The 13,983-nt window shown below is 65.2% G+C and carries 11 protein-coding genes; 7 read left to right on the forward strand and 4 right to left on the reverse strand.

Going from position 1 to position 13,983, the window contains the following annotated elements:
- Positions 1-5 precede the first annotated feature (5 nt).
- Entirely contained in the window at positions 6-1,250 is a 1,245-nt protein-coding gene (locus FRAAU_RS02685; protein ID WP_014402031.1) for an MFS transporter, read from the forward strand.
- Here the strand turns inward: FRAAU_RS02685 and FRAAU_RS02690 are convergent.
- The gene (locus FRAAU_RS02690; protein ID WP_014402032.1) at positions 1,238-2,233 is read right to left on the reverse strand and encodes a LysR substrate-binding domain-containing protein; all 996 of its coding nucleotides are present in this window, start codon (positions 2,231-2,233) and stop codon (positions 1,238-1,240) included. The two genes, FRAAU_RS02685 and FRAAU_RS02690, sit on opposite strands and share 13 nt — an antisense overlap.
- 157 nt (positions 2,234-2,390) lie before the next feature.
- Between FRAAU_RS02690 and FRAAU_RS02695 the strand changes: the two genes are divergently transcribed.
- Positions 2,391-2,885 (forward strand): hypothetical protein, encoded by a 495-nt coding sequence (locus FRAAU_RS02695; RefSeq protein WP_156803311.1) that lies wholly within the window; start codon positions 2,391-2,393, stop codon positions 2,883-2,885.
- Positions 2,886-2,889: 4 nt separating this feature from the next.
- On the opposite strand, the gene pgi is transcribed toward FRAAU_RS02695, so the two are convergent.
- Positions 2,890-4,530 carry a glucose-6-phosphate isomerase gene (gene pgi, locus FRAAU_RS02700; RefSeq protein WP_014402034.1) on the reverse strand — a complete coding sequence of 547 codons (1,641 nt, stop codon included), beginning with the start codon at positions 4,528-4,530 and terminating at the stop codon, positions 2,890-2,892.
- 136 nt (positions 4,531-4,666) lie between these two features.
- Between pgi and FRAAU_RS02705 the strand changes: the two genes are divergently transcribed.
- Together FRAAU_RS02705 and FRAAU_RS02710 are read left to right on the forward strand one after the other, a co-directional pair.
- Entirely contained in the window at positions 4,667-6,223 is a 1,557-nt protein-coding gene (locus tag FRAAU_RS02705) for a protein adenylyltransferase SelO (RefSeq protein WP_014402035.1), read from the forward strand.
- A gap of 58 nt (positions 6,224-6,281) precedes the next feature.
- Positions 6,282-8,336 carry a M13 family metallopeptidase gene (locus FRAAU_RS02710; RefSeq protein WP_014402036.1) on the forward strand — a complete coding sequence of 685 codons (2,055 nt, stop codon included), beginning with the start codon at positions 6,282-6,284 and terminating at the stop codon, positions 8,334-8,336.
- A 40-nt stretch (positions 8,337-8,376) separates the two neighbouring features.
- Here the strand turns inward: FRAAU_RS02710 and FRAAU_RS02715 are convergent, their stop codons facing one another.
- Positions 8,377-10,251, reverse strand: a complete 1,875-nt coding sequence (locus FRAAU_RS02715; protein ID WP_014402037.1) for a 3'-5' exonuclease — start codon at positions 10,249-10,251, stop codon at positions 8,377-8,379.
- A 319-nt stretch (positions 10,252-10,570) separates the two neighbouring features.
- Here FRAAU_RS02715 and FRAAU_RS02720 point away from each other — a divergent pair, with 319 nt between their 5' ends.
- The 3 genes from FRAAU_RS02720 (at position 10,571) to FRAAU_RS02730 (ending at position 12,820) form a co-directional block, all read left to right on the forward strand.
- Entirely contained in the window at positions 10,571-11,674 is a 1,104-nt protein-coding gene (locus tag FRAAU_RS02720; protein WP_014402038.1) for a 3-deoxy-7-phosphoheptulonate synthase, read from the forward strand.
- A gap of 79 nt (positions 11,675-11,753) precedes the next feature.
- Positions 11,754-12,029 (forward strand): GNAT family N-acetyltransferase, encoded by a 276-nt coding sequence (locus FRAAU_RS02725; protein ID WP_014402039.1) that lies wholly within the window; start codon positions 11,754-11,756, stop codon positions 12,027-12,029.
- Between the two features lie 113 nt (positions 12,030-12,142).
- Positions 12,143-12,820, forward strand: a complete 678-nt coding sequence (locus FRAAU_RS02730; protein ID WP_014402040.1) for a DUF1345 domain-containing protein — start codon at positions 12,143-12,145, stop codon at positions 12,818-12,820.
- 71 nt (positions 12,821-12,891) lie between these two features.
- On the opposite strand, the gene FRAAU_RS02735 is transcribed toward FRAAU_RS02730, so the two are convergent.
- Complete coding sequence (locus tag FRAAU_RS02735; RefSeq protein WP_014402041.1) at positions 12,892-13,866, reverse strand: hypothetical protein; 975 nt, start codon at positions 13,864-13,866, stop codon at positions 12,892-12,894.
- Positions 13,867-13,983: the final 117 nt, after the last annotated feature.

The raw sequence follows: 13,983 nt of genomic DNA on the forward strand, positions 1-13,983 counted from the left end.
CGTCCATGCAAGAACTTTCCGCTGAGCCCCGGACGAGTTCGAGTCCGCAGGATCTGCGTCTGCGTCATGGCACCCGCGCCTTTGGCCGGACCAGCCGCGCCTTGTTCGCGGCAGGTTTTGCCACCTTCGGCCTGCTGTATTGCGTACAGCCGTTGATGCCGGAGTTCAGTCGCGATTTTCATGTGGATGCCGCCGGCAGCGCCTTGTCGCTGTCGCTGAGCACCGCCGTGCTGGCGGTGGCCATGCTGTTTGCCGGCGCGGTGTCCGATGCACTGGGGCGCAAGCCGGTCATGGCGGTGTCCTTGCTCGCGTCGGCCAGCCTGGTCCTGCTGTCTTCGGTGGCGCCCGACTGGCACAGTCTGCTGCTGATCCGTACCCTGCTGGGCCTGGCCCTGAGCGGCTTGCCGGCGGTGGCCATGACCTATCTCGCCGAGGAAATGCATCCCGAATCGATCGGTCTGGGCATGGGGCTGTATATCAGTGGCAACGCCATCGGCGGCATGTGCGGACGACTGATCGCCGGGCTGGTGGCCGATGCCTTGGGCTGGCGGATGGGACTGGCCGCGGTAGGAGCCATCGGTCTGGCCTCGGCCATCCTGTTCTGTCGCCTGCTGCCGGATTCCCGCCATCATCAGCGCCAGCCATTGCAACTGGGCCCCCTTCTGCAGCGGATGAGTGCTCTGCTGCGGGACAAGGCGCTGCTGGCCATGTTCGCCGAGGGCTTTCTGCTGCTGGGCGTGTTCGTGGCCATCTACAGCACCATCGGCTATCGCCTGCTGGCCGGGCCCTTCAACCTCAGCCAGACCGAGACCGGCCTGATTTTCAGCGTTTATCTGGTCGGCAGTTTCAGCTCGGCATGGATGGGCAGTCTGGCGGGCCGCCTGGGGCGTGCCAAGGTGCTGGCGATAGCCCTGGGCATGATGCTGGTCGGCGCCTGGATCAGTCTGAGCAGTCATCTGCTGCTGGTCGCCATCGGCATCGTGGCGATCACGTTCGGCTTTTTCGGCGGCCATTCGACGGTCAGCGCCTGGGTCGGCCAGCGCGGAGGCAAGGCCAAGGCCCAGGCCGCCTCCCTGTATCTTTTCAGCTACTACCTGGGCTCCAGCGTGCTGGGCATCGCCGGTGGCTGGTGTTACGCAAGGGCTGGCTGGCCAGGGGTGGTGGCTGCGGTGACGGCCTTGCTGCTTGCCGCCCTGACGTTGATCGCCGGTCTGAAGGCGACAGAACAGCGGGCGCATCAGGCGGGGTGATCGCTGCGTCCTGTGTCGGGCCGGCCAAGGGATTCGCTTGAGGTGTCTCCTGTCAGCAGGCGGACCAGGCGCGTCACCATCGGCATGCGATGTTCACGACGATGCACGATATGGATGCCTGAACGCGAGGCAGGATCATCGATGGCGACGAAGCGCAGTTCTTCGGTGCTGATCCGCGCATAGGAGGCCGGCAGGATCGAGACCCCGAGCCCCGCGGCCACCAGGGCCAGAATGGTATTGGACTCCCCGGCCTCCTGGATGATCAGTGGCTGGAAGCCGGCGCGCTGACACAGTTGCTGCACATCGTCGTGGATGCCGGCACCCACGCTGCGGGCGAACATGATGAAGTGGCGTTTGGCCAGTTGGCGCAGGTCCAGCGCCTGGTCGAGGGGGTGCTCCCGGACGGCTGGATCATCCGCCCGCAGCACGGCGACCAGCGGGTCATCGAGCAGATGGCTGGCGGTCAGACTGGGGGGCAGCGGGGCATGTCGCATGATGCCGACATCCAGACGGCCATCCTCAAGCGCGTCGACCTGTTGCAGCGAATTCATTTCCTGCAGCAGAAGTTGCAGGTCGGGGTAGAGTTGCCGCAGACGGCGCACGGATCGCGGCAATTCGGCCGATAGCGCGGTCGAACGGGTGAAGCCGATCCGCAGTTCGCCGATTTCCCCGTTTTCGACGCGGTGCACCTGATCGATGGCTCCAGCCATCCGGCGCAGAATATCCTGCGCCAGCGGATACAGCACCCGTCCGGCCTCGGTCAGTTCGACGCGTCTCCGCGAGCGGGTGAACAGGGCCGCGCCCAGGCAGGATTCCAGCTGCCGGATCTGCTGGCTGAGCGGCGGCTGGGACAGACCCAGCCGTTCGGCGGCACGACTGAAGTGCAGTTCCTCGGCCACCACCAGGAAATAGCGCAGATGCCGCAGTTCGATGCGAGGGTCGGGCCAGGCGATGATGCCGGCAAGGCTTTGAGGTTCGGTCATGGCAAGGTCCGCGATCGCGACGCGTGAATCGTATCCGGCAGGGAGGCGCCGGTGGATGTCGGCGACGTACCCATATTCAGGGCACAGGATAAACGGGATTCATGGCGATCATCGTATGCTGATCACCTGTTCAGGACATCGCGTGGTGCGATACGGCATGAAAATCCCAGACTGCAATCGTCTTTTTCCGCTGTCGCTGTCGCTGTCGGCCCTGGCCCTGGTCGGTCTGCTGCCGACGCTGGCTCTGGCTCTGCCGCAAACGCTGCGGCCGGCACCGCTGTCGGCCAGTCCGGCGGCCAACGGCTTGCGCCAGTTGCAGGCCCAGCAGCAGCGCTCCCAGCAACAGCAACTCAGTCAGCGCTATCAGCTGGAAAGTCGCCAGCTTCAGTTCCGGCAGCAGGTCGATCAGCAGCAGCTCAGTCGTCAGCTGCAGCAGAATGCATTGCAGCAGCAGATGAACCAGCAGTCGTTGCAGCGACTGCAGAACAATCAGGCCAGTCAGCGTCAGCTGCAGCAGGCGGGCGCGGCCAGCCGAAGCACCTACGAGGCCAATCAGCGGGCCTTGCTGCAGCGCTACCAGAGCCAGCAGGCAGTCCAGTCGGCGGTGCCCGTGCGTCCACTGCCGCCACGGCGTGGCGGCGGTCCGCGCTGAAGACTCAGCCTTCGCGCCGGCTCTGGATTTCCTGGATCAAGGCGCGGGTGGCCGGATCGAAGTCCTCCAGATCCATCGCCTCGGCATCCAGTACCGCGGCGATCTGGCGGGCCAGTGCCTTGCCCGGCTCCACGCCCCACTGATCGTAGGCGTTCAGTCCCCACCAGTGAGCGAGCACGAAGACCTTGTGTTCGTACAAGGCGATCAGGCTTCCCAGTGACTGCGGTGTGAGTTCATCCAGCAGGATGATGGTGCTGGGGCGGTTGCCCGGCAGCACGCGCTGGGCGGCCAGAGCTTCGGCACTCAAGCCTTCGGGCCTTCGCTCGGGATCAGCCTGCACTTCGGCAGCAGAGCGCCCCAGTGCCAGCGATGCCGCCTGACCCAGCACATTGGACAGCAGGGCATCATGGTTGGCATGCAGTGGGTGGGCAGGCCGGACCAGGGCGATGAATTCCACCGGGATCACCTCACTGCCCTGGTGCAAGGCCTGGAAATAGGCGTGCTGCGCATTGGTGCCGACACCGCCCCAGACCACGCCACCACCGCGCCCGGCCAGCGGCTGGCCATTTTGGTCGACCTGCTTGCCCAGACTTTCCATTTCCAGCTGCTGCAGATAAGGCGTGAGATCGCGCAGCAGGTCGGCATAGGCGATCACGGCACGGCCGGCATAACCTTTGAAATTGCGGTTCCAGTGCTCGACCAGGGCCAGCAGCACCGGCAGATTCTGCGTCCATTCGGTACTTCGGAAATGATCATCCATCCGTGCGGCACCGGCCAGCATGGCCCGGAAGTGTTCCATGCCCAGGGCCAGTGCGGCGACCAGACCGACCGCCGACCACAACGAAGTGCGACCGCTGACATAGTCCCACATCGGATAGATATGGGATTCGGGCACGCCCCAGGCGCGGGCGGCCTCGGGGCGGGCGGTGACGGCCAGAAAATGGCGGGCCAGCTTGCGGGCGTTGCCGTCATAGGCCCTGGCGATCCAGTCGCGCAGCGCATTGGCGTTGAGCAGCGTTTCCTGGGTGTTGAAGCTTTTGGACGCAATGATGACCAGGGTTCGCCGCGGATCCAGACCGGCCAGCAGATCGTGCACGGTCTGGCCGTCGACATTGGTCAGAAAGTGCACGCGGGTATGCGGTCGTCGATAACGGGACAGCGCATGCACGGCGAGTCGCGGCCCGAGGTCGGAGCCGCCGATACCGATATGGACGACGTCGGTGACCGTGGTCGGCAGACCGCAGCTGGCCCCTTCACCGGCATGCAGGGCGCTGACCAGACGCTCGACCTTCTGCAAGGTCTGTTCGATGTCGCGGCGGACTTCAGCCGGGGCCGGCGAAGGCAAGGCCGCACCGGCGGCGCGCAGTGCGGTATGCAGCACCGGCCGGCCTTCCGAGCGGTTGATCGACTCGCCGCTGAACATCGCCTCGCGGGCTGCCTGCCAGCCGCTGGCTTCCAGATCTTCGCCCAGGGCTTGCAGTGCCGGCAGATCCAGTGACTGTCGCGACAGATCCAGCAGCAGCGGACCCAGTCGCTGTCGCAAGGCCTCATTGCGCTGCGGATCCTGGATCAGCTCGCGCAAAGGCACCCCGGTCAGTCGTTCGGCATGGGCGGCGAGTGGGGAAGGCTCGGAAGTAGAGGGCATGCGCGTGCTCATGGTGCCAGTGTGGCATGGAAGCCCGATTCTATCGCAAGGCCGGTCCGCAGCCAGTGAACCAACCTTCAGAACGCGGCAACGAGGCGGCCGCAAGCTCGACCGCGAGGGATGTCATAATGCAGGCATGAGCCGATTGGAATTCGACAATCGCTGGCTGCGCGAGCTGCCGGCCGATCCTCTTGCCGAGCTGGCCCCGCGTGAAGTGGCGGGCGCAATGTATTCAAGAGTGCAGCCGACCCGTGTCCAGGCGCCGCGCTGGCTGGCCGCCTCGGCCGATGCGGCCGCCCTGCTGGGGCTGGATCTGGCGGCGCTGCAAACGCCCGAATGGTTGCAGGCCTTGTCCGGCAATGCCTTGCTGTCAGGGATGGAGCCCTGGGCCAGCAATTACGGTGGCCATCAGTTCGGCCATTGGGCCGGACAGCTGGGCGACGGACGGGCGATTTCGCTGGGCGAGGCTGTCGTTGCCGACGGCCGGCGCTGGGAACTGCAACTGAAAGGTGCCGGTCCGACCCCGTATTCGCGCAGCGCCGATGGACGCGCGGTGCTGCGCTCCTCGATCCGCGAATTCATCTGCAGCGAGGCGATGCAGCATCTGGGGGTACCTACCACCCGGGCGCTGAGCCTGGTCGGCAGCACCGACAGCGTGTGGCGTGACATGTTCTATGACGGCAGGGCCCAACGTGAGCCCTTGGCCATCGTCTGCCGGATGGCGCCTTCATTTGTCCGCTTCGGGCATTTCGAGCTGCCTGCATCGCGCGGTGACACGGCGCTGGTGCGACAGCTGGCGGATTTCGTGATCGACCGCGATTTTCCTGAGCTGAGCGGTCATGGCGAGGCCCGTTATGCGGCCTGGTTCGAAACGATCTGTCGTCGCACGGCAGTGATGGTGATGCATTGGCAGCGGGTCGGCTTCGTGCACGGTGTGATGAATACCGACAATATGTCGATCCTGGGGCTGAGCCTGGACTACGGTCCCTACGGCTGGATGGAACCGTTCGATCCGCGCTGGACCCCGAACACCACCGATGCCGGCCAGCGTCGCTATCGCTACGAGCAGCAGCCGGCGGTGGCCTACTGGAATCTGGGCCGGCTGGCCGGGGCGCTGGCCTCGCTGTTTGGCGACATGGCGCCGCTGCAGGCGGCACTGGATGCCTTTGTCGATGAATGGAGACTCCAGGAGCGGGCCAATATCCGGGCCAAGCTGGGGCTGGAGCATGACCGGGACGACGATGCCGAGCTGATGGCCGAATTGCTGCAGGTGATGGAGGCCGCGCGACTGGACATGACCTTGCTGTTCCGCCTGCTGAGCCGGCACGATCCGGCGATGGACAGCCTGCTGCATTTCAGCCCGGCGTTTTATGCCGATGCACCGGCAGATGCGATGGCACGACTCTCGACCTGGCTGGCCCGCTACCGGCAGCGGCTGGCGGATGAAACGCGGCCGCAGGCAGCGCGGTGGCAGGCCATGCAGCAGGCCAATCCCTGTTATATCCCCCGCAATTATCTGGTGCAGCAAGTGATCGAGCAGGCCGAGGCGGGCGATTCTTCCGGCATCGGTGACTTGCTGGACGTGCTGCGCCAACCCTATGTCGAGCAGCCTGGCCGTGAAGCCTGGGCGGCTCGACGTCCCGACTGGGCTGCCAGCCGCGAAGGCTGCGGCATGCTGTCCTGCAGTTCCTGAGCGGCCGGATGCGACCTGGGCCCGGTTCGCCGCTGTTTGAATATCTGGAGATGAATTGATGAAGTCTGGTATGGCCAAAGGCCTGAGTGTCCTGATCGCGCTGGGCCTGGCAAGTGGTGCGGCTCAAGCCGTCGAGCGCGTCGGTGGCATCGATGTCGCCGGCATGGACAGGCAGATCCTGCCCGGCAATGATTTTGAAGCCTATGCCAATGGGGGATGGCGCAAGACGGCGCAGATTCCCGCCGCCTATCCGATGACCGGCGTGTTCCTGGATGTGTACAAGGAATCGGTGCGCCGCACCGGCCAGCTGGTGCGCGATGCCGCCAGGGCCCATGCGCCCGTCGATAGCACGGCCGGCAAGGTTGCCGCCGGCTATGCGGCCTATATGGACACCGCCGCCATCGAGAAGGCCGGACTCAAGCCCCTGCAGGCCGAGCGTGCCGCGATCGATTCGGTGCATGATCTGGCTTCGCTGTCGGCACTGTTCGGCCGCCAGCTGCGGGCCGATGTCGATCCCATCAATGCGACCCATTTCCATACCAGCCACCTGTTCGGCCTGTTCGTGGCCCAGAATCTTGGCAATCCATCGCAGGAGCTCGGCTATCTGCTGCAGGGCGGCCTGGGGCTGCCGGATCGTGACTATTACCTCAGTACCACGCCCGCGATGCAGTCCGTCCGCAAGGCTTATCTTGGCTATGTGACGGCGTTGCTGAAGGCCGCCGGCGTCGAGCAGCCGATCACGACGGCCCGAAGCGTCCTGGCTTTGGAAACCCGCATCGCCCAGGCTCAGGTCAGCCTGGTGCAGAGCCAGGATGTCCATGCGGTCAGCGCGCCCTGGTCGCTGGCGAGTTTCCCGCAGCAGGCCCCGGGCATCGACTGGCCGGCCTTTTTCCAGGCGGCCGGTCTGGATGCCCAGCCTGCCGTGGCTGCCTGGCAGCCGCAGGCCATCAGGCAGCTGTCGGCGCTGGTGGCCTCGGTGCCGGTGGCGACCTGGAAGCAGTATCTGTGGTTCGAGGCTCTGAACCGGAATGCGAACCTGCTGCCGAAGACCTATGCCGACCTGTCCTTCGGTTTCTTCGGCAAGACCTTGTCCGGCGTATCGCAGCAGCGGCCGCGTGACCAGCGTGCCGTCGACGCGGTGTCCTCGGATCTGGGCGATGCGGTCGGCCAGCTGTATGTGCAGAAGTACTTCCCGGCCTCGTCCAAGGCGGCCGTGCAGACCCTGGTCGGCAATCTGCTGCATGCCTTCGATGCCCGCATCGACACGCTGGACTGGATGACTCCGGCCACCCGGGCGCATGCCAAGGCCAAGATCGCCACCTTGAAAGTGGGCGTCGGTTATCCCGAGCATTGGCGTGACTATGCGAGCCTGACCATCAAGCCCGATGATGCCCTGGGCAACCATCTGCGTGCCGAGACCTTCGAATACCGTCATCAGCTGGCCAAGCTGGGCAAGCCGGCCGATCGCGGTGAATGGTGGATGACGCCGCAGACCGTGAATGCGGTGAACCTGCCGCTGCAGAACGCGCTGAATTTCCCCGCCGCGATCCTGGTGCCGCCGTTCTTCGATCCGAAGGCCGATCCCGCCGCGAACTACGGTGCCATCGGCGCCATCATCGGTCACGAGATCAGCCACAGTTTCGACAATACCGGTGCCGAGTTCGATGAGCACGGCAAGCTGGCCAACTGGTGGACGCCCAGCGATCAGGCGCACTTCCGGGCCGCCAGCCAGAAGCTTGCCCGTCAGTATGATGCCTATCAGGTATTGCCCGGCCTGCATGTCAACGGCCAGCAGACCCTGGGCGAGAACATCGCCGATGTCAGCGGTCTGACCATTTCCTGGCTGGCCTATCACCATGCCTTGCAGAACCGGCCGGCACCGGTGCTGGGCGGGATGAGCGGCGATCAGCGTTTCTTCCTGGCCTTTGCCCAGGCCTGGCGCTCCAAGGAGCGCGAGCAGGCCTTGCGTCAGGGTCTGGCCACCGACGTGCATGCGCCGGCGGCATTCCGGGCCCTGACCGTGCGCAATATCGATGCCTGGTATCCGGCCTTCCACGTCAAGCCGGGCCAGACGCTGTATCTGGCCCCCCCGGATCGGGTCAAGATCTGGTGAAACAGTATCCGGCCGTCGCGCAAGCGACGGCCGGATACGATCAGCCGCCGCCGGATCCCAACTGCTCCTGCACCTGGTTGATGGCCTGGCGGATCCGCCGGCTGAAGATCGAGTCGCGATCATGCAGCATGATCAGCCGCTCACTGGCGCGGGTCATCGCAATGTACAGCCGCCGGGCCTCTTCGGTCTCGTCTTCGCCGGGGCCGGGCATGGTGCCCAGTCCCGGAATCAGCACCACCGGGAATTCCAGGCCCTTGCTGGCCTGCATGGTCACCAGCTTCACGGTGGCACCTTCCAGATACAGCGAGCTGCCACCGGTTTCATGGGCGACCCGCGCGGAGATTCCGGCCGCTTCCAGCCGGCCCTGCCAGTCGCGGCTGTCCGCCGTGCTGCGGGTCAGTACCGCGATGGCGCTCAGAGGTCTGCCGGCGGCCTGCTCCCGGCGGATCATCTGCAGCAGCTGGCGGGCTTCGTCGGCGGCATCGGCGGTGCGCAGCAATTCGGGCAGCGGACCATGCCGACCGGCACTGTCCGTCGAGACCAGGCTGTCACCACCCGGCTCGGCTGCGCCTTGCAGCAGGGTCTGCGCGAAGTCACGCGCCACCGCCAGGATTTCCAGGGTGTTGCGGTAATTGAGTTTCAGAATGGTGGTGTGGCCGGCGGCCTCGATGCCTACGCTTTTCCAGCTGAAGGCAGGCCGGGCCGGCGAATCCCGACCGGGCTGGGCATCGTCGTAGAACACCAGCAGCGACTTGCTGGCCGGGTCCACCATCTGCACGATCAGACGATACCAGTCCGGCTCGAAATCCTGACCCTCGTCGACCAGCACCGCACCGTATTGCGCTCGCGGAATCTGCCCGCGCTCCACCGCGGCGATGACCGCTTCGGGCCAGGCCTGGCGATCATCGGCACCATCCCGGCGAGGAACCGGCACGTGGTAGGTCACCAGCATTTCCTGGCACCAGCGATGGAAATCGAACACGCTGATGCGATCTTCAAGGCCGCGCTGGCGCACGACATGCAGCAGCCGGGCGGCCAGGGCGGGGTTGTAGCACAGCACCAGGATGGGCCGGTTCTGGGAGCGGGCCAGATGCATGGCGCGGTAGCCCAGGATCATGGTCTTGCCGGAGCCGGCCACGCCGTGGATCACCCGATGGCCGTCGCCCAGCGAGCGGGCCAGACTCTCCTGCTGCTGATCCATCACCCGGATCAGTTCGGGTATCTGCAGCGGACCCGCCTCGGCCGTCGTCTCGTCGCCGAACAGGCCGAACTGGCCTGCGGCCGAGGTCAGCCGCAACTCGGGGAACAGATGCCAGCGGATCCTCTCGATCTGCGGATAGCTCAAGGCCACCGGAAAGCTGTGACCGAACATCGCCCACAGCCTTTGCTGAAAGGCCTCGGGCTCCACCGTTTCGGGCATTTCATCCTGGCAGATCACCCGGTGCCCCGCCATCGCGGCCTCCAGTCCACCCTCGACAAACTGCTGTCGGCCGATGCGCGGCAGGATCACGCCATAGCCCCAGGGCATGATCAGCTGGCCGGCATCGCGGCTGTCCGTCGGTTGCCGCAGTGCCGGATCGGCCTCCAGAATCGCCTTGATCTCCTGGGCATGGGCATGGGCCTGCAGCAAGGGGTTGGGCTCTCGTATCAGGCCGCGTGCAGTGCTCAGGGCCAGTTGCCGGCGGTCGGCCTGGACGATGCTTTCGCTGGTCCAGTCCTTGACTTCCAGCACCAGCAGGCCACGGCGGGGATGCAGCACGATGAAGTCGGGACGTTGCTGGCGCGGGCCGATCGGCACGCGATACCAGACCAGATAGTCATCTTCGAGCTTCTGTTCCAGCCGCTCGGAGAATCGCTTTTCGCCTTGGGTCATCTGCGTCAGGCAGGTGCTGCGTTGCGGGATGAGTCGGGCCACCCGGCGGCTCCATCAAAAACGATGGCTGAACATAACCAAAAGCGGGCCGGGCCGGAAGTGGCGATGCTCCGGACAGCGGGAAAGACGATGGCGCAAGGTCGCGGTGACTAGCCAAGCCACCGGCGGCTGTGGTACATATCTCCGCCATGACCCACAGCTACCGCCCTTATTATTTCTGGTTTACCGGCTTTGACATGCCGGCGGCGGCGCGTGGGTACAAACCTTGAACTGAAGGTTTCCAACAGATCCTCACCAAGCCGCCAGCCCACCTGGCGGCTTTTTTTATGGGCGCCAGACCACCGCATCCCAGGAGTTACCCGTGTCCAGCCATACCGATGATCTGCGCATCCGCAGCCTGCAGGAACTCAGTCCGCCGGCCGAAGTGATCGCCCAGCTGCCGCTTTCCGACGCCGCCGCCACCTGTGTCAGCGCCGGCCGGCAGGCCTTGCATGACATTCTGGAGGGCGATGACGACCGCTTGATCGTGGTGATCGGCCCCTGCTCCATTCACGATACGGCGGCGGCGATGGACTACGCGCAGCGCCTGGTCGAGCAGCGGCATCGTTTTGCCGGGACCCTGGAAATCGTGATGCGGGTCTATTTCGAAAAGCCGCGCACCACGGTGGGCTGGAAGGGGCTGATCAACGATCCCGATCTTGACGGCAGTTACCAGATCAACAAAGGCCTGCGTGCCGGCCGCAAGCTGCTGGCCGACATCAATGCGCTGGGCTTGCCGGCAGGCTGCGAGTTCCTCGACATCATCACCCCGCAGTATCTGGCCGACCTGGTGGCCTGGGGCGCCATCGGCGCCCGCACCACCGAAAGCCAGGTGCATCGCGAACTGGCCTCGGGCCTGTCCTGTCCGGTCGGTTTCAAGAACGGTACCGACGGCAATGTCCGTATCGCGGTCGATGCGGTGATGGCAGCGAGCCAGCCGCATCATTTTCTGGCAGTCAACAAGCTGGGGCGCATCGCGATCGCGGCCACCTCCGGCAATCCGGATTGCCATCTGATCCTGCGCGGTGGTCGCGAGCCCAATTATGACGCCGAACATGTGCAGGCCGCCTGCGAGGCCATGCGCAAGGGTGGGCTGGCGCCGCGGGTGATGATTGATGCCAGTCATGCCAACAGCCGCAAGAACCCGCAGAACCAGCCGGCGGTGCTGGCCGACGTGGCGAGCCAGCTGGCCGCCGGCCAGCAGGCCATCGTCGGCGTGATGGTGGAAAGCCATCTGCTGGCGGGACGCCAGGATCTGCGGCCCGGTCAGCCGCTGACCTACGGTCAGAGCATTACTGACGGATGCATCGACTGGGCCACCTCGGTGCAGGTGCTGGAGCAGTTGTCGGCGGCCGTGGAGCGGCGGCGGGCGGCCCGGACCGCCACCGCGCCGCAGGAGCTGGCGGCGGAAGCTTGCGCGGAGTGACGCAGAAACTGGAGGTTTAACGCTTTCTTATCTGCTGCGGTGATTATCTAGCCCCCGTCCAAACCTCCGGAGTGAAGTCATGGGATCGCTTGTCCGCCACGAAGAAGCCGCGCAGTCCTTCGAGATCGAAATCGAGGGCCAGCGGGGCTATCTGGATTACGAGCTGGCCGACGGTGTCATGACCATCACCCATACCGTGGTGCCCGAGGCTCTGGCCGGCCAGGGGCTGGCCGGGCAATTGACCGAGCAGGCCTTCGAGCTGGCCCGTCAGCGTGGCTGGAAGGTGGTGCCGGTATGCAGTTTTGCCGCCGCCTGGGTCGAGCGCCACCCGGATTATGCCGAGCTGGTCGACTGAAAACCTGACGCCGCCGCGCTGCCGCATGGGCGGGTGGCGTGATTTATTGCGCGTTGACAGCGGCGGAAGCCGGCCGGCATGGTAACGGACCTGCACGTCCGACAATGGTTCCCATGCCCAGTCCCGCTCCTTCCGGCCCATCGCGATCCAATCGCTGGTGGCATTTCCGTTATTTCCGCTCACGTCCGCGCTGGACCATCGCCGCCACGATCTTCACCGTCATGCTGGTGTTGAGCGGCCTCGCCAGCACGCCGGCGCATGCTTTGCTGCTGTCCTTCGATGTCTCGGCGGCGGTGTTTCTGGGCATGGTCTTCGTGCTGTTCTGGCGGACCAGCCCGCAAAGCCTGGCCCGGATGGCCCGGGCCGAGGATACCGGCCGCTGGGGCATGTTGTGGGGCAGTACCCTGGTCTGCGTGATGGTGCTGATCGCCCTCAGCGTGGAACTGCATGCCGGCAAGCATGGTGGTATTCCGCAGCTGTTGATGGGCGCGCTCAGCATCATCCTGTCATGGTTGTTCATGAACACCATGTTCGCCATGCACTATGCCCATGGCTATTACGGCGATCAGGGCGGCGCGCCGGAAGGTTTTCTGTTTCCGGAAACGCCCGACCCCGATTACTGGGACTTCATGTATCTGGCGATTACCCTGGGCATGGCCTTCTCGGTATCCGATGTGCAGATCAGCGGCCGGGTGATGCGGCGCACGGCCCTGGTCCACAGCATGGTGGCCTTTTTCTTCAATGCTTTCATCATTGCCTTGAGCGTGAATATCGTCGCCAGCCTGATCTGAGTGGCGACGCCGGAATCGCGGTCCCGGACCGGAACTGAGGGGCCGGCCGCCGTCGCGGGAGCAGGGTGGACTCAGAACACCATGTTCAAGGCGATCTGCGGCGTGACCCGATGGCTGCTGTTGCGGCCGGTGGCGGTGAACTCCACACCGGCGATCAGGCCGATCCAGGCATTCCAGTTGTATTCGATGGCCGGTGCCAGTACCAGGCTGTCGCCGCCGGGTGCACCGCCAAATCGCTGCCGGTCCTGACCTGGCGGGTTCCGATAGAGGCGCGTCGGCATAAAGCGGCTGTAGATCACTTCACCGACCAGCACCCAGGGGCCCTTCAAGGTGTACTCGCCGGCGACGTCCAGACTGGCCTGCCGCCCGACCCGCAGGCTGCCGTCGAAGTCGGCGGGCGTATTCCAGGCGGTATGGCCGCGAAGCCCGGTCAGAGGGGCCAGCACGGTCCAGTACAGATTGGCACGCAGCCGCAGCACATGATCCCGGGGCAGCCAGAAATATGTCTGGCTGTTGATGCCCAGCACCGTATTGCGCGAGCCCGAGCCCATGCCGTCAACGGCCGAGGCCTGCAGATGCTGGTAGCGGCCGCTGGGTATGGCCTGGGCCAGGGTCAGCGAAATCACCGGCAGCGAGCGCTGCGGATCCGGATGGGTCAGCTGGTACAGCAGGCGGACAATGCTGTCACCGGCCCGCACGCCGGGGCTGCCGGGTGCCTGCCGGTCGGCGGCGGAAAGAATCAGGTGCAGGCTGAGATTGCGGGTGATGCCGTACTGGATCGGAAGGGCCAGGCCCCATTGGCGAGAGGCCGGACTGGCATGATGGTAGCGACGGTGGTCGTCAAAGCTGCCATTGCCGCGGTTCCAGGAAAGATAGGGCTCGATGACCCAGATGCCGGGCGGCAGGGCCGTGGGGTTCAGGGCATCCAGCGGGCCGGTGAAAGCGGGCCGCGGTCGGGCATCCTCCGCGGCCAGCGTGACGGACGCCGGCCACAAGGTGCTGGCGAGGAGGACGGGCACAGCCCGCCAAATGCTCTTGATCGGCATGGTTCATCCTTGAACGAGCGGTCAGAAGACGATGTGAACGCCTCGCCGAGGTGATCATCCTGATCTTCCTCGACATCAGCGGGGCGATCCCGCCGTCGGCAGACGACGGGATCGTGA

This window comes from Frateuria aurantia DSM 6220 (assembly GCF_000242255.2).
Classification (GTDB): Bacteria; Pseudomonadota; Gammaproteobacteria; order Xanthomonadales; family Rhodanobacteraceae; genus Frateuria; species Frateuria aurantia.